The sequence below is a fragment of the Streptomyces sp. NPDC033131 genome, assembly GCF_055578365.1.
This window is the reverse complement of the sequence record NZ_JBVIPA010000001.1, coordinates 1-23,445: the sequence shown is the minus strand read 5'-3', so window position 1 is coordinate 23,445 and position 23,445 is coordinate 1. Positions and strand designations below refer to the sequence as shown.

The window sequence follows — 23,445 nt, the reverse complement described above, 5'->3', positions numbered from 1 at the left end:
GTCGGAGCCAGGCATGCTCGGCGCCGCAGCCGGGGCGTGATGACCGCCCCGGCCGGAGCCACAGTGACCGCCGCAGCGGAGGCACGGTCCGCACCGGGAAGAGGGCACGACGAGGCCACCCCTGGAAGCGCCCTGCGTCCCCGTCAGCCCGCGTTCACCGACTCGAACCGCCACCGATGCACCGGACGGCCGGTCAGGTCACCGCCGGGTTCGGGAAGTTCGGGCAGGTCGGCGTCGTAGGCCGCGTCCCACCACGTGATGACGAGTACCCGGTCCTGCGGGGCCCGGAAGGTCTCCCGGCGCAGCGGCGCCTCGGGCAGCTCCTGCCGCCGCACCCAGGCCAGCAACTCCGCGCCGCGCCCGTCGGCCGCCCGCGCCTCCCACATCAGCGCGACCGTCATGCGTACAGGTTCCCGTTGCTGACCTCGTGGACGTGGTCGTGCCCGGGTACGTGCGGTTCGGTCACGGGCAGGGACGAGTCCGCCGACAGGTCCCAGCTCGACGCCGGCCGGTTCCGCGCCACCATCTCCGCGCCCAGCGCGGCCACCATCGCCCCGTTGTCGGTGCACAGCTTGGGCCGCGGGACGCGCAGCCGGATCCCGGCCGACTCGCAGCGCTCCCGGGCCAGCGCCCGCAACCGGGTGTTGGCGGCCACACCCCCGCCGATCATCAGGTGGTCGACGCCCTCGTCACGGCAGGCCCTGACCGCCTTGCGGGTCAGCACGTCCACGACCGCCTCCTGGAAGGAGGCCGCCACGTCCCGCACCGGCACCTCCTCCCCCGCCGCGCGCTTCGCCTCGATCCAGCGGGCCACGGCCGTCTTCAGCCCGGAGAAGGAGAAGTCGTACGCCGGGTCGCGCGGCCCGGTCAGACCGCGCGGGAACGCGATGGCCGACGGGTCGCCCTCCTTCGCGTACCGGTCGATGACCGGGCCGCCCGGGAAGCCCAGGTTGAGCACGCGCGCGATCTTGTCGAAGGCCTCCCCCGCCGCGTCGTCGATGGTGGCGCCCATCGGCCGTACGTCGGAGGTGATGTCCGAGGAGAGCAGCAGGGACGAGTGGCCGCCGCTCACCAGCAGCGCCATCGTCGGTTCCGGCAGCGCCCCGTGCTCCAGCTGGTCCACGCAGATGTGCGAGGCCAGGTGGTTGACGCCGTACAGCGGCTTGCCGAGCGCGTAGGCATACGCCTTCGCCGCCGAGACGCCGACGAGCAGGGCACCCGCGAGCCCCGGACCGGCCGTCACGGCGATGCCGTCCAGGTCCCTCGCCGAGACCCCCGCTTCCTTCAGCGCGCGGTCGATGGTCGGCACCATCGCCTCCAGGTGCGCCCGGGAGGCGACCTCCGGCACGACCCCGCCGAAACGGGCGTGCTCGTCGACGCTGGAGGCGATGGCGTCGGCCAGCAGGGTGGTGCCCCGGACGATGCCGACGCCGGTCTCGTCACAGGAGGTCTCGATGCCGAGGACGAGCGGTTCGTCAGCCATGGATCTCGGTTCCTTGTACGCCGTTCACGGAGGTGGAGGTGGAGGTGGAGGTGGAGGTGGAGGGGCCGTTCAGTTTCATCACCAGGGCGTCCACGTTGCCCGGCTGGTAGTAGCCGCGCCGGAAACCGATGGGCTCGAAACCGAAGCGCTCGTAGAGCTTCTGGGCGCGGATGTTGTCCACCCGGCACTCCAGCATCACTTCGGCGCACTCGAAGGCGGACGCGGCCCGCAGCAGCTCGGTCAGCAGCCGTCCGCCGAGGCCGGTGCCCTGGTGGTCGCGGGCGACGGCGATGGTCTGTACGTCCGCCAGGTCTCCGGAGGAGGCCAGTCCGGCATAGCCGACCAGGCGCCCCTCGGCGGTCTCGGCGACGACGTACCGCCGGGTCGCCTCGGCGCCCCGGGAGTGGGCCAGCTCGGACCAGAACATGCCCCGGCTCCAGGCGTCCTCGGGGAAGAGGTCCCGCTCCAGTTCGAGCACGGGGTCGATGTCCCACCAGCGCATCTCGCGCAGTCGAGGTGTCACGGTGCGGGTCACTTGGGGGTGACCACCTTGTAGTTCTTGGGGACCTGGGCGTCGGGGCGGCGCAGGTACAGGGGCCGGGGGGCGGGAAGCTCCCGGCCCGCGGCCAGTCTCTCGACGACCAGACGGGCGAGCGCCGCGGCCGACACGTTCTCGGGCTCGTGCGCGACCGGGAAGGTGTCCGGGTAGAGCAGCGCGCCCGCGCCGACGGCCGGCAGTCCGGCCACCTGGCCGGCGATGTCGGCAGGCCGGTCGACGGCGGGGTCGGTGAGGCGGGTGCGGGAGTCGGCGTACTTCGCCCAGTAGACCTCCTTGCGCCGGGCGTCGGTCGCCACGACGAAGGGGCCCTTCTCGATGTCGGCCGCGTACGCGAGGCCGTCGAGGGTGCACACGCCGTGGACGGGGACACCGAGCGCGAGACCGAGGGTGTCCGCGGTCATCAGGCCGACGCGCAGCCCGGTGTAGGGGCCGGGGCCGATGCCGACGACGACACCGGTGACGGCGTCGATGGTGAGGCCGGCCTCGGCGAGGACGCGGTCGACGGCCGGCAGCAGCAGCTCGCCGTGCCGGCGTGCGTCCACCTGACTCGACGAGGCGATGACGTCCGTGCCGTCGTGCAGCGCGACGGTGACGGCGGGGGTGGCGGTATCCAGAGCGAGCAAGAGCACGCAAACAGCCTACGGCTCCCGCGGCGTGGGCACGGCCGTCCGGGAGGGGTGGTCACCTGCTGCTACCGTCACCGCAAAGCGGGACGTACTACACGAGGCATGAGGTGGACGACGGTGGCAAGTGGCAGCTCGGGAATCGTGGCCGGGCTCACCGTGGCGGCCCTGGCGACGGTCGGCTTCCTCGCCTACCAGGCCTCGGCGAACGTCCCGGCCGGCCTCGGCGGACCGGACACCGGCAGCCCGGCCGCGGCAGCCGCTCTGAGGGCGCCCCTCGGCCAGGAGAACCCCACCGCGCTGCCCGCCGACTCCGGTAAGGGTGAACGGGTCGTCTACTCGCTGGACCGCGACCGGGTGTGGCTGGTCGGCCCGGGCAACAAGGTCAGCCGCACCTTCAAGGTCACCCCGGGGACCGTCGCCCCGGCCCCGGGCACGTACACGGTCACGTCCCGCTCGAACAGGATCACCGGCACCGACGGCATCCCCGTCGAGCACGTCGTGCGCTTCACCAGCGTGGACGGCGTGGCCATCGGCTTCAGCGCGGCGGTGGAAAACCGCGCGCCGGTCTCCGGCCGCCCGGCCAGGACGGGCGGCATCCGGGAGTCCCGTGCCGACGGCGACGCGATGTGGAAGTCCGCGACGATCGGCGCGAGGGTCGTCGTGGTCCGCTAGAGCCGGACGGGTCCTAGGCCGCTTCCCGATGCTCGGCGGGCTGCTGGACCGTGCCGGGATCGGGCAGCCGCGGGGGCGTGGAGACCGCGTGCGCGGCGGCGCAGGACGCCAGCAGGTCGCGCATGGACACCCCGGCGGCGACCGCGTACGGCCGCGGTTCCGGCTTGTTCTCGATGGCCGACATGGACGCCTCCTGAAGTTCGGGGGCGGGCGTAGTTAGGTAGACCTAACTACGAACTGGATACCATGTGACCACGCACGAGACGTCAAGCGCAACATCTTGCCGACGCCTTGTCGGAACCTTCATCTCCGGCAGCTGCCGTTCACACGAACAGGCGCGTCCGGTTCGCATGAACAGGCGCGTCCGGTTCGCATGAACAGCCGCGTCCGGTTCACGCCGACAGCACGCTCAGGTCCGCCGCCGCCCACCGCTCGCCCAGCCCGGTCAGCGTCACGTGCCGCACCTCGTCCGTGGTGTCCCCGACGGCCCGGTGGATCACGATCTCCAGCCGGTCGTCGGTCAGCTCCTCGACCTTGCCCTCGCCCCACTCCACGACGATCACCGACTCGGGCAGCGAGACGTCGAGGTCGAGGTCCTCCATCTCGTCGAGGCCGCCACCGAGGCGGTACGCGTCGACATGGACGAGCGGCGGCCCGTCCCCGAGGGCCGGGTGCACCCGGGCGATCACGAAGGTCGGGGACGTCACGGCCCCCCGGACGCCGAGGCCCTCGCCGAGCCCGCGGGTCAGCGTCGTCTTGCCCGCGCCCAGCTCACCGGTGAGCATCACGAGGTCGCCGGCGCGCAGCAGCTTGGCCAGGCGGCGGCCCAGCTCGCGCATCTGCTCGGGGGAGGTGACGGTCAGCTCGGTGTCAGCCGGGTCGTGCGGCGCTGCTGGTGCTTCCATAGCCACCCACGGTAGCTCCTGCGGGTACGGCACCCGCCCGGGTGAGCAGGTCGGCGAGCCGGTCGGTGACCACTTCCGGGTGTTCCAGCATCACCAGGTGCCCGGCGTCCGGGACGAGCACCAGCTCGGCGTCCGGCAGCAGGTCGGCGATGGCCTCGCTGTGCTCGCTGGGCGTGACGAGGTCCCCCACTCCGGCCAGCACGAGCACCGGCAGGCCGGCGAAGTGGACGAGGGCCTCGGTCTTGTCGTGGTCGTTGAACGCCGGGTAGTACTCGGCGACCACGTCGATCGGTGTGCCCTCGATCATCCGCTCGGCGAACCGGACGATGGCCGGGTCGACGTCCCGCGACGCGAACGAGTACCGCTTGATGACCCCGGCGAACAGGTCGGCGGTCGCCCGGCGCCCCTTCTCCACCAGGGCGGCCTGCTGCCCCAGCGCCTTCAGCACGCCGGGCAGCACGCGCCGTACGGCGTTCACGCCCGCCACGGGCAGCCCGAAGTTCACCTCGCCGAGCCGCCCCGACGACGTGCCCACCAGCGCCGCCGCCACCACTCGCTCGCGGATCAGCTCGGGGTACTGGTCGGCCAGGGCCATGACGGTCATGCCGCCCATGGAGTGCCCCACCAGCACGAGCGGTCCGTCCGGCACGGCGGCGTCGATGACGGCCTTCAGGTCGCGGCCCAGCTGCTCGATACTGACCGGCACGTCGTTCTGCACCTGGGCCACGCCCCGCGCGGACCGGCCGTGGCTGCGCTGGTCCCAGTGCACGGTCCGTACGACGCCCCGCAGAGCGGCGCGCTGGAAGTGCCAGGAGTCCTGGCTCAGGCAGTAGCCGTGACAGAAGACGACGGTGACGGGTGCGGGTGCCTTGCGGCCGAAGAGCCGCCGGCGCCGGGGGCCGAGGGAGGCGGTGGTGGTGTCCGGGTCGACGTCGTCGACCTCGTAGTACAGCTCGGTGCCGTCGTCGGCGTACGCCTTGCCGGGGGTGCCGCGCAGCGCGCCGTACGGTCCGGTCGAGTCCAGCGCGAGCCGCGCCTTCTGGCGCATGCCGCGGCCGACGGTGAGCCGCTCTATGGCGACTCCGGCCGCCGCGCCCGCGGCGACCACCCCTATCGCGGCACCCGCGATGCCGGTCGCCCGGCGCCAGCCGGCGGCCGCCCCCGTGGCGGAGGCGACGGCCGCGGCAGCGTCCACGACGGCCTCCGCACTGCTCTCGCTCACGTAACCGCTCCTCTTCGCCGGACTGCTGGTTCGCTGGGTCGGGTGACACAGGTGTTGCCGGATGGTGCCGGATGGTGCCGGGTGATGCCGGGCGTGCTGTTCTTCCGTGCCCTTGCGGGTTACCCGACTGGTTCCTCATTCACATAGACGCGGGGAACGCGCGTTCCGATCCGGGTGACGATCTCGTACGCGATGGTCCCCGCGGCCTGTGCCCAGTCCTCGGCGGTGGGCTCACCGCGGTCGCCCGGCCCGAACAGCACGGCGGCCGCACCCGCTTCGGGCTCGTCACCGCCCAGGTCGACGACGAACTGGTCCATGGCGACCCGCCCCGCGACCGTCCGCCACTTGCCGCCGACCAGCACCGGGCCGGTTCCGGAGGCGTGCCGCGGAATGCCGTCCGCGTAGCCGACGGGCACCAGGCCGAGGGTCGTCTCGCCCGGCGTGACGTAGTGATGCCCGTAACTGACGCCGTGCCCGCCCGGCACGTGCTTGACGAGCGCGACGGACGCCGAGAGCGTCATGACCGGACGCAGCCCGAAGTCGGCGGGGCTGCCGACCTCGGGGCTCGGCGAGATCCCGTAGACCGCGATCCCGGTCCGTACGAGGTCGAAGTGGGCCTCGGGAAGGGTGAGCGTGGCCGGCGAGTTGGCGATGTGCCGCACCTCGGGCCGCACGCCCTGGCCCTCCGCGTACGCCACCATCTCCCGGAAAAGGGTGAGCTGGGCGGCGATGGAGGGATGCCCGGGTTCGTCGGCGCAGGCGAAGTGCGACCAGAGGCCGGTGACCCGGACCAGCCCTTCACGCTCGGCCTTCAGCGCCTGTCCGACGAGCTCGGCCCAGTCCTCGCCGGGCTGACAGCCGTTGCGCCCCAGCCCGGTGTCGGCCTTGAGCTGCACGCGCGCGGGAGTACGGGCACCGCGAGCCGCCTCGGTGACCTCACGAAGGGCCCACATCCCGCTCACCGAGATGTCGAGATCGGCGTCGACGGCCGCCCGCCAGGGCCCGCCGGGTGTCCAGAGCCAGCACATGATGCGGCCGTCCAGCCCGGCGGCCCGCAGTGCGAGGGCCTCCTCGGGCGTGGCCGTACCGAGCCAGGTCGCCCCGGCCCGCACCGCCGCGCGAGCACATGGGACCGCCCCGTGGCCGTACGCGTCGGACTTCACCACGGCCATGACGGAAGCCCCCGCGGCACGGGTGCGCAGGCTCCGCACGTTGGCCCGCAGCGCGGCCAGGTCGATCTCGGCGCGGGCCCGCAGCGGTGCGGTCGGGGCAGGTGCTGTCTCAGTCATGGCGCCCCCAGTGTCTCAGAGGGGTCCGACAGGACCGCCGGACGCCTACGTTCCGGACCTTCGCCCCCACACGTACACCCGGTCGCCCTTCTTCAGCACACCCCACAGCGTGCGCGCGTCGCCGAGGCTCAGGTTGACGCAGCCCATCGAGCCGACGGTGGTGAAGATGCTGCCGTAGACGGCGTGGAAGGCCTGCCCGCCGCTGAAGAACTGGGAGTACGGCATGGGCTGGTTGTAGAGCGTCGACACGTGGTTCTTGTGCCGCCAGTAGACGGTGTGCCACCCGGCCCGCGTCCGGTACCCGGCCCGCCCACTGCGCATGGGCACGGGCCCGTACACGACCTTCTCCCCCTTCTGCACCCAGGTCAGCTGTCGGGTGAGATCGACACAGGCGACCCGATAGGCCCTGACAGGGCACTTCCTCGCGGCATTCGGATTCTTCCTCGCGGAGATGAGCTGCATCCGCGCCCAGGTCACCGGCCCGGCGAACCCGATGGCGGGTTTGATCTTCTGCTGCACCTGAAACGCCCGGATCGCCCTGCAGTCCCCCGCGGACTGCTTCCCGTCCACCGTCCGCTTCAGCCAACGCTCCACCTGCCGCTGATACGGCCCGGTCAGCCTGCTGCACGTCACCCCCGCGACAGCATCGGCCAACGGCACGTACTCGACCAGCTCATACGTCCCCTCCACCGCCCCGCGCGGCTCCACCGCGTCCTCCTCGGCAGTGGGCTCGTACACCCTCGGCGGCAACGCCTGATCGGGCGTGTCGAGCTGCCACGGCTGATAAGGCCCCGGCGGAACACCGGGCACCAGCTCGGCCTCGGACCCGGCAGCCGGCGGCGCCGGTTCGGCGGAGGCGGCCCCGACGGGCAGGGCGGTGGCGGCGACAAGGAGTACGGCGATACATCGAGGGGTGAACCTGGGGACAACACGTGTGCTGATCATGCGATCAGAGAATCGCGGGCCCCCGTCACGAGGGCGCTGCCGCGCGGCGGGGTCACCCTTATTGCCGAGCGCTCCCCCTCCAGCCCGTCCGGCCCCCCACAAACGCCGACCAGACCCCCCAGCCCCTCCGGACCCCTACCAACGCCGGCCGCATCTCCAGCCCGTCCGGCGTTTGAGGACGAGGCCGTTCAGGCCGAAGCGGGGGTCTGGGGGCGGCAGCCCCCAGGGACGGGAAGGGAAGGGGCGGCGGGGGCGAAACCCCCGGAGGGCACCCCCCGAGGGCACCTCTCACCCCCAGCCACCCCCGGCCACCCCCGGCCATCCCCGGCCATCCCCGGCCACCGCCGACCGCCGCCGACCGCCGCTTCAGCCCCGCACGACATCCCGCCAGGCCCGAGGCAGGACCGCCGCCACATCATGCGCCCCCACCGGCGCCCCCTCCGCCGCCAGCCTCCCCGCGAGCCCATGCAGATACGCCCCCACACTCCCCGCGTCCAGCGCCGACAACCCCGCCGCCAACAACGACCCGGCCAGCCCCGACAGCACATCCCCACTGCCCGCCGTGGCCAGCCACGACGTCCCCGTGGGGTTCACCCGCACCGCCCCGCCGCCCCCCGCGTCGGCCACCACCGTCGTCGACCCCTTCAGCAGCACGGTCGCCCCGTACCGCCCGGCCAACTCCCGCACGGAGTCCAGCCGAGCCCGCTCGACCTCCTCCCGCGCCACCCCGAGCAGCGCGGCGGCCTCCCCGGCATGAGGGGTCATCAGGGTCGGCGCGCCACGCCCCCGCACCGCGTCCACGTCGGCCAGCCGCAGCCCGTCCGCGTCGATCAGCACCGGCACGTCCGCCGCCAGCACCTCCGCCACCGTCGAGGCGTCATCCCCCGCCCCCGGCCCGACGACCCACGCCTGCACCCGCCCCGCCTTCCGCGGCCCCCGGTCCGACACCAGCGTCTCGGGAAAGCGCGCGATGACGGCGTCCGCCGCGGGCCCGACGTACCGCACGGCCCCGGCCCCGCCCCGCAGCGCCCCCGAGACGGCGAGCACGGCGGCCCCCGGATAGCGCGCGGACCCGGCGGCGATCCCGACGACCCCCCGCCGGTACTTGTCGCTCTCGGCCCCCGGCACCGGCAGCAACCGCGCCACGTCCGCGTGCTGCAAGGCCTCCAGCGCAGGCTCACCGGGCAGCGACAGCCCGATGTCGACGAGCCGTACCGAACCGGCGTACTCCCGCCCCGGATCGACCAGCAGCCCCGGCTTGTGCGTCCCGAACGTGACGGTCAGGTCGGCCCGGATCGCGGTGCCGTCGACCTCGCCGCTGTCGGGATCGACGCCGCTCGGCAGGTCGACGGCGACAACGGCGGCCCGTGACCGCGAAGCCAGCGCGGCGAGTGGCGCCGCGTCCGGCCGCAACGGCCCCTTGGCGCCGATGCCGACGATCCCGTCGACCACGAGGTCGGCCCGTTCGATCAGGTCGGCGGCGGCGCGCGGGAAGTCGTGGCTGCCGTCCGCCTGCCCGCTCGGCACCACCCCGCCACCGGCCGCCTGCCCGCTCGGCACCACCCCGCCACCGGCCCGCCGCAGCGCGGCGAGCCCACCGGCGTGGGTGCGTTCGGGCGCCAGGAGCACCGCCGTGACCCCGGCTCCTCGCCGCGCCAGCCGGGCCCCGGCGTACAGGGCGTCGCCGCCGTTGTCGCCGCTGCCGACCAGCAGGACGATCCGGCGGCCGTACACCCGCCCCAGCAAGTCCGCGCAGGCGGCGGCGAGTCCGGCTGCCGCCCGCTGCATCAACGCCCCGTCGGGGAGCCGTGCCATCAGCTCCCGTTCGGCGGTCCTGACCGTCTCCACGCTGTACGCAGTACGCATGCGTTCGAGTCTCCCCCGTACGGCACGAACCTCGTCACAGCCATTGACCCTTTGCCACCCCTTTGCCAAACTCACCGGCCCCCACCGGATGAATCGATTCAGTCGAATCGATTCGACGAAGTTCCTCGAGAGGACGCCTCCCCATGGGACGCAGAGCCGCACTCATCGCCGCCGTCGGTACAGCCGCCCTCCTGACCGCCGTCGGCACCCTCACCGCTCCGGCCACCGCCGCCCCCACCACCCCCGCACCGGCCGCGGCGGCCGCAGCTGCCGCCTGCGGCGAGGGCTCCTACCAGGCCGAGGCCGTACTCAACGGCAGCACCTGGACCGCCCGGCGCGGCAGTTCGACCGTCTACACCGGCACCGACCTGCGCGCGGCGGTCCAGGCGGCGGTCAACAGCCTCACCGCCGGCCGCACCGCCAAGGAACGGGTCGTGGTCCGCGGCTCGGGCTCGATGTCCGCCGGCTCGCGCATCTCGCTCCCCAGCTACACCGCCCTGGACGTCTGCGGCACGATCAACGTCACCGGCACCGGCTCCGGCGACCAGGCCCCGGTCTACTCCCGCGGCACCCGCGACATCGAGGTGCAGCACCTCAACCTCACCGGCAGCCCGCTCTACGGCGTCTTCCTGCGCAACGTCCAGAACGTGGTCCTCGGGCAGCTCGACATGCGCCTGTCCGCGGGCCTCGGCGTGCGCATCGACAACCGCGGCGACACCAGCCAGTGGACGCGCAACGTCCGCATCGACAACGCGTACGTCTCCGGCGCCTCCAGCCACGCGGTCGAGACGTACGGCGTCGACGGCCTCACCGTCGGCACGGTGACGGCGCGCAACGTGGGCGAGTCGGGCCTCCTGCTCAACCAGACCATCAACGCCACCGTCACCAAGGTGGACGCGGAGAACGCCGGCACCGGCACCGGGTACGCGGCCTTCCGCATGGCCAACCGCAACGGCCGCGTCGGCAGCGGCTACCCCACCAACATCCGCGTCGGCGAGGTGATCGCCCGCGGCGGCGGACGCGGCGTCTTCTGCGTGTCGGAGAGCGGCGGCGCGGTCATCGACAGGGTGACGCTCTCCAACACCGGCAACAACGCGGTCCTGATCGAGAACTGCTACAACGTGAACCTCGCCGCGCAGAGCGGCACGGTCACGGGTGGCGGCGAGATACGCCTCGCGGCCCGCTCGGAGTTCCCCAACAACTCGGACATCATCGTCCAGAACCTGAGGGTGACCAACTCCTCGATCCGCGAGAACCCCTGCGGCACGAACACCACGTTCCGCAACAACACCCTGGTCAACAGCAGCCAGTCGATCTGCTGACGGCCCGTACGAAAGGTGGCCCCGGCGGGCTGAGGGCCTGTCACCCCTCCGCGACGACGACCGCCGAGGCCACCCCCGCGTCATGGCTCAGCGACACGTGCCACGACCGCACGCCCAGCTCCGCCGCCCGCGCCGCCACGGTCCCCGTCACCCGCAGCCGGGGCTGCCCGCTGTCCTCGACGTAGACCTCGGCATCCGTCCAGTGCAGCCCGGCCGGGGCGCCCAGCGCCTTGGCGAGCGCCTCCTTGGCCGCGAACCGCGCCGCGAGCGAGGCGACACCCCGGCGCTCCCCGCTCGGCAGCAGCAACTCGCTGTCCAGGAACAGACGCCGTGCCATCTGGGGCGTACGCTCCAGCGACGCCGCGAACCGGTCGATCTCCGCCACGTCGATCCCGACACCGATGATGCTCATGCCGAGCACCCTACGACCGGCGCCTCCGCCGACGCGTGTGTCACAGCCGACTGTTAGCCTGCGGCGACTTCAACAGATCGACATCACATACGTCATCGCACCGTGGGGGGCTCTGGGGGCCGGTCGGCGCGTCGGCGTCCGGGGACCACCAGGGGGCGGAACAGGCATGAGCACTACCGGCAGCGGCAGCGGCAGCGGCAGCGGCAGCGGCAGCGGCGGGAAACGGTCCGCCGGCACATCGGGGCCGTCCTTCGATCCGTACGAGACACTTCCCGAGCTCGTCCCCCTGCGCAGCGCCGCCGAGCAGGGCCACTGGCCCGCGGTCCAGGCGTACTTCACGTCGCTCGGTTCGGCCGAGAAGGTCTCCTTCGCCATGGGGCTCCTCGCGGAGACGGACGGCGTCGAGGGCATGCTGGAGAAGGCCGTGGCGGACCGCCCGGCGGACCCGCTGCCCCGCACCCTGCTCGCCGACCGGTACGTCCGCGTCGGCTGGGGCATCCGCAGCGACCTCCGCGCCAAGCACGTCTCGAGGGAACAGTTCGACCAGTTCCACGACTGGCTGCGGCGGGCCGAGCAGATCCTGATCGACGTCTGCGCGGAGCAGCCGGGATACGCCCCGGCCTGGACCGTCCGTCTGATCACCGCCCGGGGCCTGTCCCTCGGGCAGTCCGAGGCCCGGCGCCGCTACGACCGCCTGTCCGCCCACCACCCGCACCACCACCCGGCGCAGATGCAGCTGCTCCAGCAGCTGTGCCCGAAGTGGGGCGGTTCCTGGGACGCCGCGCACGGTTTCGCCCGGGAGGCCGCGGCCGCCGCCCCCGACGGCTCGCACGCCGGCGCCCTGGTCGCGCTCGCGCACCTGGAGCACTGGCTGGACCTCGAAGGCACGGAGGCCGGCGCGTACATGCGCGGCCTCCCGGTCCGCGACGACCTGCGCTTCGCCGCCCAGGTGTCCGTGCTGCACCCCGCCTACCGGCCCGGCTGGTACGGGCTCGGCGCGCACAGCGCGTTCGCGATGGCGTTCTCGCTCGGCGGTCACTTCGAGGACGCGCTGCCGCACTTCACCGCGCTCGGCGACCGGGCCTCGGACTTCCCGTGGTCGTACCTGCCCGATCCGAGGGGCGCGTTCGTGAAGTACCGCAAGTCGGCGCTGGCGACGCTCTGAAGGGGGACCGACAGATGACGACAGAGCCCCAGGCAGAGCCACAGACACCGCCTCGGACAGCGCCACAGTCAGAACGACCGACGGAACGACCGACGGCACGACAGACGGAACGACACGGGACCACGGGGCTGCACATGACGGCGGAACTGCACGACACGGACGGCCTCGACGCGCTCAAGGACCTGCTGTCCCACACCACCACCCACGGCATCCCCACCCTCTACGCCCCCTCCCGGCAGGGCGAGATCACCGCGGGCCTCTTCTTCCGTGTGGGCCGCGCCGACGAGACCCTGGCCACCTCCGGGATCACCCACCTCGTCGAACACCTCGCCCTGCACCGCCTGGGCCTGACCGACCTGCACTACAACGGCGCCACGGCGAACGCGTACACGCTCTTCCACGTCACCGGCAGCGAGGAGGAGGTGGTCGCCCATCTGAACGGCGTCTGCGCCGCCCTGCGCGACCTGCCGCTGGACCGCCTGGAGACCGAGAAGGAGATCCTCCGCACGGAGGCCGCGAGCCGCGGTGGCGGCGCCGACTCCCAGCTCCCGCTGTGGCGTTACGGCGCCCAGGGCTACGGCCTGTCCAGCTACAACGAACTCGGCACCTGGGACCTGACGCCCGAACAGGTCCGGCACTGGGCCGAGACCCGCTTCACCCGGGACAACGCGGTGCTGTGGATCACGAGCGACGCGGTGCCGGAGGGACTGGACCTCACCCTCCCCGCGGGCACCCGCTTCCCGGCGCCGGCGGCCTCCACCGCGCTGCCGACCACCCCGGCGTACATCCACGGCGACGACGGCCACGTCGTCTTCAACGCCGTCGTACGCCGCTCCACCGCCGCCTCCGTCTTCGCCGACATCCTCGGCCGTGCCCTCTTCCAGGACCTGCGCCAGGAGGGCGGCTACTCGTACACGGCGGAGGCCGACTACACGCCGCGCGACGCCGGGTTCGCGACGCTCACGGCGTACGCCGACGCCCTGCCGAAGAAGCAGGACGCGGTGGTCGGAGGGTTCGTCGACACCCTCGCCCGGCTGCGGGCGGGCCGCATCGAACAGTCCGAACTCGACTCGGTACGCGGCAAGATCATGAAGACGTACGACGGTCCCGACCTCGGCGCCGCCGCCCTCCCCTCCTATGCCCTCAACCTCCTCCTCGGCCACCGTCTCCTCTCCCCCGACGAGCACAAGGCCGAACTGGACGCCGTGACGGTCGCCGACCTGCGCGAGGTGGCCCGGGAGGCGTGGGCGTCGGGCCTGCTCCAGGTCCCGGGCCGCGGGGGCGCCGACTGGGCGGGCTGCACACTCGCCCCGCAGTTCTCGCGGGACGCGGTCACCGGCACCCGGCACCAGTCCCTGGAGGGCGACCAGGTCACCCTGGTCATAGGCGCGGAGGGCGTCACCCTGACGACTCCCGGCGGCCCGGTGACCGTGCGCTACGACGCCTGCGCGGCGATGACCGCCCGCCCGGACGGGGCCCGTGCCCTGACCGGCCTCGACGGCTTCGCGGTGACCGTCGAGCCGACCCTGTACCGGGGTGTGACGCCGGAGCGAATAGCGGCGATCGACGCGGCGGTGCCGGAGGCGGCGGTGGTACGGATGCCCGCGAGGGCCCCGGAGCAGATCCCGCGGCCGAGAGAGCGGAAAGCGGCCTCTTCCGGGAGCGGCGGGGGCCGGTCGACGTGGGGCTGGACGCTCGGGCTGTGGCTCGTGGGCGCGGTGGCGGTTGTCTGGGGCCTGCTCTGCGCGCTGGTCACCGCGGACGAGGCCGGGGCCGTGAACCCGGAGTGGGACGCGGTGGCCGGCATCTGGGTACTGGAACTGCCGCTGCTGTTCGTGACGTGGCAGGTGTACCGGGCGCGGCGGCGGAGGCGGGGCTGAGGGCTGGCGGGGTTGAGGGATGGCGGGGCCGAGGGGTGAGGTGCTGGGGCGTGTGTGCTCACAACTCCCCCTCCCGAAACAGCCGTTCCGCTCTTAGGCTGGAACCGGCCGACGGACGCAACGCGTCAATTGATTCAGATGCTCGAGTCGGGGACGTCTGGGAGTAACGGGGGGCGAGGGGCAGCGTGCTCAAGCCGGGGGAGATACCGCAGTTCACAGGTGATCTGCCGAAGTTGGAGACCGACTACGCGGATCTGAAGAAGGACGCGGGCAACGTCCGCAAGACAGGCGAGGACGTCCACTCCCAATTTCAGGGGCTGTCGGCGTACTACACCGCTCCCGACGCGGAGCAGTTGTTCGCGACGACGAAGCCGGTCAAGGACCGCGCGGACGCCTTCGCCGACGACCTCGAAAGCGTGTCGGGCGCCCTGTCGTCGTACGCCACGGAGATCCGGCCGCTCGTCGACAAGCTGAAGCAGCTGAAGGCGGACGCGACGGCGTTCGTCGGGTCCGTCAAGGACGACGACGAGTGGGAGTACGACGAGGACAAGGTCGACGAGCACAACCAGATCCGGGACGACATCACCGCGACGGTGGCGGCGTTCTGGGCGGCGGAACGCACCGCCCACAACAAGATCACCGCGCTGTGGGGCGGCACCCAGATGGTCGCCGGGGACGGCTCCGAGCGCACGGACCAGTACGGGTTCAACGCCGAGGACATGAAGAACGCCCAGGTGCCGTGGGGCGATCCGGTGGAGGAGAAGCACCACTGGTACGAGGTCGGCCACTGGGTGAAGTCGTTCGTGTGGGACGGCCTGATCGTCGACGGCGTCTGGGGCACCATCAAGGGCCTCGGCACCCTCGTCGGCTTCGGTGGCTGGGACGCCATGGGCCAGGCCTGGAAGGGCCTCGCGCAGCTGGCGACCGGTCTGGCGATCTCCTCCATCCCCGGTGTCGGCGCGATGTTCTGGACGCTGCCGGACGACAAACTGCCGTCCTGGATCCGTGATTCGCGCACCGCGATGAAGGAGACCGGCAAGGCGCTGGTGGCGTGGGACGAGTGGGGGAAGAACCCCGGCCGTGCGGCCGGTGCGGTCACCTTCAACGTCCTGACGACCGTGTTCACGGGCGGCGCCGGTGCCGGCGTGGCGGGTGCCGGCAAGGCGGGCGCGGTCGCCAAGGTGCTCTCCGCGGCCGGCAAGGCGGGCAAGGTCATCGACCCGATGACCTACATCGCCAAGGGCGCGGGCGCGGGGCTGTCGAAGATCGGCGACATCAGCGCGGCGCTGAAGGGTGTCGGCAACATCGACATCCCCACCCTGCCCGAGAACGCGTTCACTCTCCCCGAGGGTGCGGTCAAGCTCCCCGACGGCACGGTGAACCTGCCCGAGGGCGCCACGATCCCGGACGGCGCGACCCGGCTCCCCGACGGCAACATCAAACTCCCGGACGACACCCCGGTCCTTCCCGCGGGCACGACGAAACTGCCGAGCGTGGACGGCTCCCCGGCCCAGTACATGGACCGGAACGGCAACCTCCTCGACAACCAGGGCAACGTGGTCGACAACGTCGGCAACGCACCCAAGGACGTGGTGGACGGGCCGGCTTCGGGCAACCCGGCGTCGGGCGCGGACACCCCCCGCGTCGACTCGCCGGTCAGGGAGCCCGCGCTGGTGGGCGCGGGCGCCAACGCCGCCGAGCAGGCGGGTCAGCACGTCCGCCTGGGCGACAGCCTCGACACCAACCTGGGTGACATCGGCCGCGTCGGTGACGACCTGCCCACGGGCCGCCCGGACACCACCCCGGGCGGCACGGCAGGCCCCACGCCCGGCGGCCAGGTGGGCGACCACATGCCCAGGAACGACCTGAACAACCCGCTCGGCCAGGGCAACGGTGACACCCCCTCAACGAGCGGCGCTCGCAACGACGGCCCGGGCACAGGCGGCACCCACAACGACGGCCCGGGCACAGGCGGTGGCGCCCACAACGACGGCCCGGGCACAGGCGGCACCCACAACGACGGCCCGGGCACAGGCGGCACCCACAACGACGGCCCGGGCACAGGTGGTGGCACGAACGAGCCCCCGTCGACGGGCGGCGTCCACCCCGCCGGCCTCGACGACGTGGCCCGCGGTGCGGACGACGCGGCCGGGGGCGCGGATGACACGGCCCGTGGCACGGACGACACGGGGGCCGGCCCGGACCGTGACGGCACCGGTCAGGACCGTCCGCTCACCCCCGACGAGCGGCAGGAGATCAGCCGGCAGCAAGTGGAAAAGGCCAACGCCGATCCGGACTGGCGGCAGAAGCACTATGACTCTGACGGTACGCGTAAGAGCATTTACGGAAAGGACGAGAACGGTCACCCGCTGACCCGGCTGAAGCAGAATGACGCGGGGGAATGGTACAACCCGGAGGGCCGCCCCCCTGCGGCGCCCGAGAAGTACCAGCCGATCAAACCTGTTGAAGGTACGCGAGACACCGTTTCCCCCGACCACATCGACCATCTCGATGATTCGGCGGCCCACAGGCGGGCTTCCATGGAGCTGAACACCGCCGAACGCGCCTTCAAGGATGATCCGTCGCCCGAGAATGCCACCGCCCTGAAAGAGGCACAGGAGGCATTCGGTTCCGACAAGTACAACACTCGCGCCAGCGAGGCCTATGGCGAGGACGTGGTCAAATACCACGCGATACCTGACAATTTCCCAGATGCTCGCGATGTCACGCCACCGGGTACCGGAAATCGAAGGTTCGACCACATATACGAGAACGGCGACCGGCATATGCTGGTCGAGTCCAAGGCGCCCAACGGTGAACTCAAGGACCGTGAAGGCGTGGGGAAAGTGCAGGGAGTGGATGGCGGTGGGAGCGGCGTACGCGTCAAGCAAGGGACGCGTGAATACGTCGTGGCAACCCTCAGCGATATGTTGAAGCGCCCCAACGAGGCCGCGCTGGCGAAGACGCTTCTGAAGCAGCTGGCGGCTGGTAAGCTGGATTACATCTATGTCAAGGCGACTGAGAATCCAGGTCACCATATCGGCTACACCATGAAACACTTCGACATAAGCTAAAGGGAGCTGCACGGTGACCGTCATCGTAACTCGTCACGACTTTCCTGCCGATGACGCCGAAGGATGGTGCGAACTTCTTCACGAGGGAGCCGTTGAGGCCATCGATGAACTCGAGTCGGATTCGAGGAATTTCGATCAGGCTTTCCTCATGACACTCACCGAAGCAGAAGCGCGGTGCCTCCGTGACCCGTTGGCCGAGTACTCTCCGACTTGGCGAGCGTGGGTGGCGGCGATGCAGGTCGGTTCCGCACTGTTCGCCTCAGCCACCGCGTCCGACGGCCGCGTCGAAGCGCGCATTGCCGGGAAATTGAGGTCCATCCCCGCCTCAGGTCCGCAGTACAGCGCGAATGCCGGTAACTGGCTCAAGGCTTTCTGGCTCGCCGTCATCTGCCGAGAGCAGGATCGGATGACGCAACTGTGCACTGTTCCGATCTCCCTCCTCAGGGAGTCGGGGGCGGAGTACGACGAGTACATCTACGACTGGATCGACGCCCTGCAGAGCTACTGGCTCAACCGCGGCAATGTGAGTGAAAAGCTGGTTGCCGCGGTCGACGGGACCAAGCCGGAGACGGCTGTGATCGCCAGTCCCGAGCTCATGCTGAAGATCCTTTATCCCCCGCTCGAACTCTTCTACCGCTACCTGCGCCAGGACAGCGAGCAGTTCAACTCGACACTCGCCGATGCCGTGCGCTGGCACAAGGAGTACTGGACCGCGGACGAGGACCGCGCTTCCAGCAGCGAGGGACTCGTGGCCCTCGCCCCGCTGGCCATGGCGTGCCTGGGGCACGACGCCGACTTCCCGGACGAGGTTCGGTCGGACTACCTCCCCCAAGCACTGGTCGAAGGAGCCTGGATCGGCGAGCTCGACACCTGAGCCGTTCGTAACCGGAGGAAGGCGTCCGTGGCCACGACCGTTCCCCGCCACGAGTACCCCGCGGGCGACGTGCCGGAGACTCTCGACGCCCTCGGCGAGACGGCGAACTGGATCCTCGACAAGTTCGCCGACTCGCCGGTCCTGCGGCCCCAGGCGCTGAGCACGGCGCTCAGCCTGGCGCAGCGGCACTGTGCGGTCGACGCGCAGGCGGTGAAGTTCGAGACCTGGGAGGCCTGGGTCACCGCCATGCAGACCGGGTCCGCGCTGTTCGCCGCGGCGACCGCGCCCGAGGGCACCACCGTCACCTGCCGGATCAGGGAACGGGAGCGCACGCTGCCCGCCACCGGTCCCGAGTCGCATCTGAACGCGGGCACCTGGGTCACCGCCTTCTACCTGGCGATGGTCTGCCGCGACAACGACCGCCTGCGGGCCCTGGCCGCGGTGCCCGTCCCGTTGCTGCGTGACTCCGGCGCCGTCTTCGACGAGTACGTCTACTCCTGGGTGGAGACGCTGCAGAGCTTCTGGCTCGGCCGCCAGGACGTGGGCGACAAGCTGGTCGCGGCGGTCGACGGCACCGCCCCGGCGGCGCTTCAGTACGCGGACGCGGACCTGATGGCGAAGGTCCTGTACCCGCCGCTCATCCTCCTGTACCGCGTCATCCGCCGGGACGCCGCGGAGTTCGACAAGGCACTGGGTGACGCGCTGCGCCGGCACAAGGAGTACTGGACCGCCGACGAGGACCGGGCGACCAGCGCCGACAGCCTGGTCGCCCTCGGCCCGCTGGCCATGGCCTGTCTGGCCCGGGACCAGGGCCTGTCCGTGGAGGTCGAGTCCGACTACCTGCCGAAGGCGCTCCTGGACTACGCCTGGCGCGGCGAGATCGAGTACTGAGCGGACGGGCAGGCGCTCACGCCGAGGCAAGCTCACACCACACGAACTTGCCTCGGTTGCCGTGTCTGGCCAGCGGATGCCAGCCCCAGAGGTCGGCACACGCCCGCACCAACGCCAGCCCCCGCCCTTCCTCCAGCTCGGTGTTCTGGTCCAGTGACGTGGGCGGTTCGGGCGGCTCCGGGTCGGCATCCCATGCCCCGATCCGCAGGACGCCCGCCGACCAGCACACCCTGAGGGCGGCGGGCCCCTTCGTATGCCGTACGGCATTGGAGACCAACTCCGCGGCGAGGAGCTCGGCGACATCGACGAGGCCGATGAGTCCGTGCATGGTGAGGATCAGGCGGAGGGTGCGGCGACTGACGGTGACCGCGCGTAGGTCGTTGGGGATGTAGAGGCAGTACTCCCATGGCTGGGCGTCGGTTTCGGGCATGGGTGAACTCCGTTCGAGTGGTGGGGGGGTTGAGGTCGCCGAGCGGTGGCAGTGCCGCAGCCGTCATGGCAGGACGGGGCGGTGCGCTTCCGGTATCCCGGGGGTTCCGCAGCGTGTGCGTCGCGTCACCGACGGTAGGCCATAAATTTCAGTCCATGCAAGCGGATCGCGTAGCCTGGCCCCCGAACGAGTCGCCCCATCAAGGCCGTTGAAGGAAGAAGGACGCCGTGCCAGCACGACGGCACCCCACGGCACGCCAGGTACGCCTGGGCGCCGAGCTGCGCAAACTCCGGGAAGCAGCGGGACTCAAGGCAACCGAGGCAGCGAGCCTCCTAGGCGTGAGTTCCGTCCAGATGAGCCAGATCGAGTCCGCGATCTCAGGTGTCAGCGAGCAGCGACTCCGTCGGCTCGCCGCCAACTACGCCTGCTCGGACACCGAGTTGATCGATGCCCTGGTGGCCATGGCGACCGACCGGACTCGCGGCTGGTGGGAGCAGTACCGGGGATACCTGCCCACACCCTTCCTGGATTTGTCCGAGCTGGAGCACCACGCCAGCTACCGGTGGGACGTGGACTTCCTGCACATCCCGGGCCTGTTGCAGACCGAGGACTACTCCCGCGCGCTCTTCTCCTACGTGAACCCGGAGTTCCCGGGGGAAGAGGTGGAGCGTTGGGTCCAGCACCGGATGACGCGAAGGGTCATCATCGAGCGCCCGGACCCGATCCCATACGAGGCAGTGATCCACGAAGCGGCGCTGCGCATCAGGGTCGGCGATCGGGCCGCCGTACGGGCCCAACTCGCCCGAGTACTGCACCTTTCCGAGGCGGCCCACATCACCGTGCGCGTCATCCCCCTCGACCTGGACGACTTCCCCGGAGCCGGCAGCGCCATGGTGTACGCGGGCGGCCCGGTCCCCCACTTGGACACCGTGGTACGCGACGGCCCGCACGGCACGGCATTCATCGACGCCCAAGCCCAACTCAACCGCTTTCGAACGCTCTTCCGTAGGCTAGAAGCGGTGTCACTCGAACCCGATCGTTCGCGTGACTTCATCCACAAGCTGGCGAAGGAGCTGTGAGCGCATGATCACCTACACCTGGCGGAAGTCGTCCTACTCCGGCGGCGGCGAGGGCAACGCCTGCGTAGAGATCGCCGCCCGCCCCGCCCACATAGCCGTCCGCGACTCCAAGGCCCCGGCCCGCGCAATCCTCACCTTCCCGGCCGGAGCCTTCACCCCCTTCCTCGACGCGCTGAAGACCAGTCACTCCACCGTCACGGACTTCGCCAGGTTCCGAGGCTGATCCACGTCGTTGCCCCGGGACGTGGCCAGCTCGCAGGCGAACACCTGCAAGGGCACGGTCGCCACCAACGGCTGAAGCAGCGTCGGCGTGGCCGGAATCCGGATCAGGTGGTCGGCGTACGGCACGACCGCCTCGTCCCCCTCCTCCGCGATGACGATCGTCCGCGCACCCCGCGCCCGGATCTCCTGCATGTTGGACACGATCTTGTCGTGCAGCACGGACCGCCCCCGAGGCGAGGGCACGACGACGACCACCGGCATGTCGTCCTCGATCAGGGCGATGGGCCCGTGCTTCAGCTCGCCCGCGGCGAAGCCCTCGGCGTGCATGTAGGCAAGTTCCTTGAGCTTCAGGGCACCTTCCAGCGCGACGGGATAGCCCACGTGCCGCCCGAGGAACAGCACGGTGTTCTTGTCGGCCAAGGACCGCGCCAGCGCCCGCACCGGCTCCATGGTCTCCAGCACCCGCTCGACCTGGCCGGAGAGCAGCGACAGGTCGCGCACCACGGCGCTGATCTCGTCGCCCCACTTGGTGCCGCGCACCTGCCCCAGGTACAGGGCGACCAGGTAGCAGGCGACGAGCTGCGTCAGGAAGGCCTTGGTCGAGGCGACGGCGACCTCCGGCCCCGCGTGCGTGTACAGCACGGCGTCGGACTCGCGCGGAATGGTGGACCCGTTGGTGTTGCAGATGGCCAGCACCTTGGAGCCCTGTTCGCGCGCGTGCCGCAGGGCCATCAGCGTGTCCATGGTCTCGCCGGACTGGGAGATGGCGATGACCAGGGACTGCGCGTCCAGGATCGGATCCCGGTACCGGAACTCGCTCGCCAGCTCCACCTCGCACGGAATCCGGGTCCAGTGCTCGATGGCGTACTTGGCGATCATCCCGGCGTGGAAGGCCGTACCGCACGCGATGATGACGACCTTGTCCACCTCGCGCAGCTCGGAGGCGCTGATCCGGACCTCGTCCAGCCGCAGTGAACCGGCCCTGTCGATGCGCCCCAGCAGCGTGTCCGCGACGGCCTTGGGCTGCTCGGCGATCTCCTTGAGCATGAAGTAGTCGTAGCCGCCCTTCTCGGCGGCGGAGGCGTCCCAGTCGACGTGGAACGGCTTGGCTTCCGCGGGCCGACCGTCGAAGCCGGTGACCGTCACCCCGTCCCGGCGCAGCTCCACCACCTGGTCCTGGCCCAGCTCGATCGCGGAGCGCGTGTGGGCGATGAACGCGGCGACGTCCGAGGCGAGGAAGGCCTCGCCGTCTCCGACGCCCACCACGAGCGGCGAGTTCCGCCGCGCCCCCACCACCACGTCAGGCTGGTCCGCGTGCACTGCGACCAGGGTGAACGCGCCGTCCAGCCGCCGGCACACCAGCCGCATCGACTCCGCCAGGTCGGCGCAGGAGGAGAACTCCTCGGCGAGCAGATGAGCGACCACTTCGGTGTCGGTCTCGGAGGCCAGAGTGTGCCCCCGCTCCTCCAGTTCGGCCCGCAGCGCGGCGAAGTTCTCGATGATCCCGTTGTGCACGACGGCGACCCGCCCCGCGTTGTCGAGGTGCGGATGGGCGTTCGCGTCCGTCGGCCCGCCGTGGGTGGCCCACCGGGTGTGCCCGATGCCCGTCGTACCGGTCGGCAGCGGCTGGTCGACCAGTTCCTTCTCCAGGTTGAGCAGCTTCCCGGCCTTCTTCGCCGCGGCCGGCCCGCCGTCCGCGAGCACGGCGACGCCTGCCGAGTCGTATCCCCGGTACTCCAGTCGCTTCAGTCCGGCCATCACGACATCGAGCGCCGACTGCGATCCCACATATCCCACGATTCCGCACATGGCCGCAGCCTAAGGGCCTACAGTCGCCGGAACTCGGCACCTCCTGCCCGAAATCGGAAATTCCCAGCGGCTTACGGACCCTCCGAGGCCCTCCGAGGCCCCCGAGAGCTCGCTCACACCTTCGCCCGATAGGCCCTCATCGCCAACGGCCCGCCGAGCAGCAGCCCGCGGAAGGCGTCGGACAGATGGGTGACCGGGTTGACGTCGCTCCACGCCTGAAGCCAGCCGGGCATGGTGTCCACGACGACGAACGCGCTGCTGGTGAACGTGATCGGGAAGATGAGCGTGAACGCGAACGCCTGCACCTTCTCCGCGTCGCCGGCGAGCATCCCGATCAGCACCGCGCCCCACGACACGGCCGCGGCGAACACCACCACGAGCAGCGTGCCGAGCAGGAAGCCGTCGAACCCGCCCGTGATCCGGAAGCCGAGCAGCAGACCGAGCCCGATCATCAGCAGCAGCGCCCACACATGCTTGGCCAGGTCCGCGGTGATCCGCCCGATCAGCGGCGCGGACCGCGCTATCGGGAGGCTGCGCAGCCGGTCGAACACGCCCTTGGTGAGGTCCGTGTTGAGCGCCACGCCATCGCCGTGTACATGGTCTTGACTTCTCCCCCGCCTAAAGGCGGGGGATTCCAGCGGTCGCCCGCCGGGTTTCCTGCTTCACGGACGACTGCCCCGTCCGGGAAGACTCCCGTTGAGGTCTTACACCGTCTCCACA

The 23,445-nt window shown here is 71.1% G+C and carries 23 protein-coding genes; 9 read left to right on the top strand and 14 right to left on the bottom strand.

What is annotated here, in order from left to right; genetic code table 11:
• Positions 1–143: 143 nt before the first annotated feature.
• The 4 genes from ACZ5XS_RS00115 to tsaB are packed head-to-tail and all read right to left on the bottom strand — an operon-like array spanning position 144 to position 2,671.
• Positions 144–401: a hypothetical protein gene (locus tag ACZ5XS_RS00115; protein WP_468646830.1), complete on the bottom strand. Its 258-nt coding sequence runs from the start codon at positions 399–401 to the stop codon at positions 144–146.
• Positions 398–1,483, bottom strand: coding sequence for a tRNA (adenosine(37)-N6)-threonylcarbamoyltransferase complex transferase subunit TsaD (gene tsaD / locus ACZ5XS_RS00110; RefSeq protein ID WP_468646829.1), 1,086 nt, complete (start codon positions 1,481–1,483; stop codon positions 398–400). Before tsaD ends, ACZ5XS_RS00115 begins: the two co-directional genes overlap by 4 nt.
• Positions 1,476–2,018, bottom strand: coding sequence for a ribosomal protein S18-alanine N-acetyltransferase (gene rimI / locus ACZ5XS_RS00105; protein ID WP_468646827.1), 543 nt, complete (start codon positions 2,016–2,018; stop codon positions 1,476–1,478). The genes tsaD and rimI overlap by 8 nt, the downstream gene beginning before the upstream one ends.
• Positions 2,015–2,671: a tRNA (adenosine(37)-N6)-threonylcarbamoyltransferase complex dimerization subunit type 1 TsaB gene (gene tsaB / locus ACZ5XS_RS00100; RefSeq protein WP_468646825.1), complete on the bottom strand. Its 657-nt coding sequence runs from the start codon at positions 2,669–2,671 to the stop codon at positions 2,015–2,017. Before tsaB ends, rimI begins: the two co-directional genes overlap by 4 nt.
• Before the next feature lie 114 nt (positions 2,672–2,785).
• On the opposite strand from tsaB, the gene ACZ5XS_RS00095 reads away from it, so the two are divergent.
• Positions 2,786–3,340, top strand: a complete 555-nt coding sequence (locus tag ACZ5XS_RS00095) for a hypothetical protein (RefSeq protein WP_468646824.1) — start codon at positions 2,786–2,788, stop codon at positions 3,338–3,340.
• 13 nt (positions 3,341–3,353) lie between these two features.
• Here ACZ5XS_RS00095 and ACZ5XS_RS00090 read toward each other — a convergent pair whose 3' ends face one another.
• From ACZ5XS_RS00090 to ACZ5XS_RS00065, 6 genes are all read right to left on the bottom strand, one after another.
• Complete coding sequence (locus ACZ5XS_RS00090) at positions 3,354–3,524, bottom strand: hypothetical protein (RefSeq protein WP_468646822.1); 171 nt, start codon at positions 3,522–3,524, stop codon at positions 3,354–3,356.
• A 208-nt stretch (positions 3,525–3,732) separates the two neighbouring features.
• Positions 3,733–4,245 (bottom strand): tRNA (adenosine(37)-N6)-threonylcarbamoyltransferase complex ATPase subunit type 1 TsaE, encoded by a 513-nt coding sequence (gene tsaE, locus ACZ5XS_RS00085; protein ID WP_217235200.1) that lies wholly within the window; start codon positions 4,243–4,245, stop codon positions 3,733–3,735.
• Positions 4,211–5,467 carry an alpha/beta fold hydrolase gene (locus tag ACZ5XS_RS00080; protein ID WP_468646821.1) on the bottom strand — a complete coding sequence of 419 codons (1,257 nt, stop codon included), beginning with the start codon at positions 5,465–5,467 and terminating at the stop codon, positions 4,211–4,213. The genes tsaE and ACZ5XS_RS00080 overlap by 35 nt, the downstream gene beginning before the upstream one ends.
• 119 nt (positions 5,468–5,586) lie before the next feature.
• Positions 5,587–6,756, bottom strand: a complete 1,170-nt coding sequence (gene alr / locus ACZ5XS_RS00075) for an alanine racemase (protein WP_468646819.1) — start codon at positions 6,754–6,756, stop codon at positions 5,587–5,589.
• Positions 6,757–6,801: 45 nt separating this feature from the next.
• Positions 6,802–7,701 (bottom strand): L,D-transpeptidase family protein, encoded by a 900-nt coding sequence (locus tag ACZ5XS_RS00070; protein ID WP_468646817.1) that lies wholly within the window; start codon positions 7,699–7,701, stop codon positions 6,802–6,804.
• Positions 7,702–8,067: 366 nt separating this feature from the next.
• Positions 8,068–9,567, bottom strand: a complete 1,500-nt coding sequence (locus ACZ5XS_RS00065) for an NAD(P)H-hydrate dehydratase (RefSeq protein ID WP_468646816.1) — start codon at positions 9,565–9,567, stop codon at positions 8,068–8,070.
• A gap of 143 nt (positions 9,568–9,710) precedes the next feature.
• On the opposite strand from ACZ5XS_RS00065, the gene ACZ5XS_RS00060 reads away from it, so the two are divergent.
• Positions 9,711–10,889 (top strand): hypothetical protein, encoded by a 1,179-nt coding sequence (locus ACZ5XS_RS00060; RefSeq protein ID WP_468646814.1) that lies wholly within the window; start codon positions 9,711–9,713, stop codon positions 10,887–10,889.
• Between the two features lie 40 nt (positions 10,890–10,929).
• Here the strand turns inward: ACZ5XS_RS00060 and ACZ5XS_RS00055 are convergent, their stop codons facing one another.
• Entirely contained in the window at positions 10,930–11,301 is a 372-nt protein-coding gene (locus ACZ5XS_RS00055; RefSeq protein ID WP_217235206.1) for a holo-ACP synthase, read from the bottom strand.
• Positions 11,302–11,467: 166 nt separating this feature from the next.
• Between ACZ5XS_RS00055 and ACZ5XS_RS00050 the strand changes: the two genes are divergently transcribed.
• The 5 genes from ACZ5XS_RS00050 to ACZ5XS_RS00030 all read left to right on the top strand — a co-directional run bounded on the left by ACZ5XS_RS00050 (position 11,468) and on the right by ACZ5XS_RS00030 (position 19,185).
• Positions 11,468–12,466, top strand: a complete 999-nt coding sequence (locus tag ACZ5XS_RS00050) for a hypothetical protein (protein WP_468646812.1) — start codon at positions 11,468–11,470, stop codon at positions 12,464–12,466.
• 134 nt (positions 12,467–12,600) lie between these two features.
• Positions 12,601–14,346 (top strand): M16 family metallopeptidase, encoded by a 1,746-nt coding sequence (locus tag ACZ5XS_RS00045; protein WP_468646811.1) that lies wholly within the window; start codon positions 12,601–12,603, stop codon positions 14,344–14,346.
• Between the two features lie 185 nt (positions 14,347–14,531).
• Positions 14,532–17,420, top strand: a complete 2,889-nt coding sequence (locus ACZ5XS_RS00040) for a hypothetical protein (protein ID WP_468646809.1) — start codon at positions 14,532–14,534, stop codon at positions 17,418–17,420.
• Between the two features lie 13 nt (positions 17,421–17,433).
• Positions 17,434–18,294, top strand: coding sequence for an immunity 49 family protein (locus ACZ5XS_RS00035; protein WP_468646807.1), 861 nt, complete (start codon positions 17,434–17,436; stop codon positions 18,292–18,294).
• Between the two features lie 27 nt (positions 18,295–18,321).
• Positions 18,322–19,185, top strand: a complete 864-nt coding sequence (locus tag ACZ5XS_RS00030; RefSeq protein WP_468646804.1) for an immunity 49 family protein — start codon at positions 18,322–18,324, stop codon at positions 19,183–19,185.
• Between the two features lie 16 nt (positions 19,186–19,201).
• Here the strand turns inward: ACZ5XS_RS00030 and ACZ5XS_RS00025 are convergent, their stop codons facing one another.
• The gene (locus tag ACZ5XS_RS00025; protein WP_468646803.1) at positions 19,202–19,615 is read right to left on the bottom strand and encodes an ATP-binding protein; all 414 of its coding nucleotides are present in this window, start codon (positions 19,613–19,615) and stop codon (positions 19,202–19,204) included.
• Between the two features lie 227 nt (positions 19,616–19,842).
• Between ACZ5XS_RS00025 and ACZ5XS_RS00020 the strand changes: the two genes are divergently transcribed.
• Both ACZ5XS_RS00020 and ACZ5XS_RS00015 read left to right on the top strand, forming a co-directional pair.
• Positions 19,843–20,694: a helix-turn-helix domain-containing protein gene (locus ACZ5XS_RS00020; protein ID WP_468646802.1), complete on the top strand. Its 852-nt coding sequence runs from the start codon at positions 19,843–19,845 to the stop codon at positions 20,692–20,694.
• A 4-nt stretch (positions 20,695–20,698) separates the two neighbouring features.
• Entirely contained in the window at positions 20,699–20,917 is a 219-nt protein-coding gene (locus ACZ5XS_RS00015) for a DUF397 domain-containing protein (RefSeq protein ID WP_468646801.1), read from the top strand.
• Here ACZ5XS_RS00015 and glmS read toward each other — a convergent pair.
• The gene (gene glmS / locus ACZ5XS_RS00010; RefSeq protein ID WP_468646799.1) at positions 20,878–22,725 is read right to left on the bottom strand and encodes a glutamine--fructose-6-phosphate transaminase (isomerizing); all 1,848 of its coding nucleotides are present in this window, start codon (positions 22,723–22,725) and stop codon (positions 20,878–20,880) included. The two genes, ACZ5XS_RS00015 and glmS, sit on opposite strands and share 40 nt — an antisense overlap.
• A 113-nt stretch (positions 22,726–22,838) precedes the next feature.
• A complete protein-coding gene (locus ACZ5XS_RS00005; RefSeq protein WP_468646797.1) occupies positions 22,839–23,306 on the bottom strand; it encodes an ABC transporter permease in 468 nt (155 codons plus the stop codon).
• Positions 23,307–23,445 lie beyond the last annotated feature (139 nt).

Coding starts and splice junctions, on each gene's coding strand:
- ACZ5XS_RS00045 (WP_468646811.1), top strand. CDS start 12,601: ATGACGGCGGAACTGCACGACACGGACGGCCTCGACGCGCTCAAGGAC.
- tsaE (WP_217235200.1), bottom strand. CDS start 4,245: ATGGAAGCACCAGCAGCGCCGCACGACCCGGCTGACACCGAGCTGACC.
- ACZ5XS_RS00015 (WP_468646801.1), top strand. CDS start 20,699: ATGATCACCTACACCTGGCGGAAGTCGTCCTACTCCGGCGGCGGCGAG.
- glmS (WP_468646799.1), bottom strand. CDS start 22,725: ATGTGCGGAATCGTGGGATATGTGGGATCGCAGTCGGCGCTCGATGTC.
- alr (WP_468646819.1), bottom strand. CDS start 6,756: ATGACTGAGACAGCACCTGCCCCGACCGCACCGCTGCGGGCCCGCGCC.
- tsaD (WP_468646829.1), bottom strand. CDS start 1,483: ATGGCTGACGAACCGCTCGTCCTCGGCATCGAGACCTCCTGTGACGAG.
- ACZ5XS_RS00065 (WP_468646816.1), bottom strand. CDS start 9,567: ATGCGTACTGCGTACAGCGTGGAGACGGTCAGGACCGCCGAACGGGAG.
- ACZ5XS_RS00025 (WP_468646803.1), bottom strand. CDS start 19,615: ATGCCCGAAACCGACGCCCAGCCATGGGAGTACTGCCTCTACATCCCC.
- ACZ5XS_RS00115 (WP_468646830.1), bottom strand. CDS start 401: ATGACGGTCGCGCTGATGTGGGAGGCGCGGGCGGCCGACGGGCGCGGC.
- ACZ5XS_RS00055 (WP_217235206.1), bottom strand. CDS start 11,301: ATGAGCATCATCGGTGTCGGGATCGACGTGGCGGAGATCGACCGGTTC.
- ACZ5XS_RS00090 (WP_468646822.1), bottom strand. CDS start 3,524: ATGTCGGCCATCGAGAACAAGCCGGAACCGCGGCCGTACGCGGTCGCC.
- ACZ5XS_RS00050 (WP_468646812.1), top strand. CDS start 11,468: ATGAGCACTACCGGCAGCGGCAGCGGCAGCGGCAGCGGCAGCGGCAGC.
- ACZ5XS_RS00070 (WP_468646817.1), bottom strand. CDS start 7,701: ATGATCAGCACACGTGTTGTCCCCAGGTTCACCCCTCGATGTATCGCC.
- ACZ5XS_RS00060 (WP_468646814.1), top strand. CDS start 9,711: ATGGGACGCAGAGCCGCACTCATCGCCGCCGTCGGTACAGCCGCCCTC.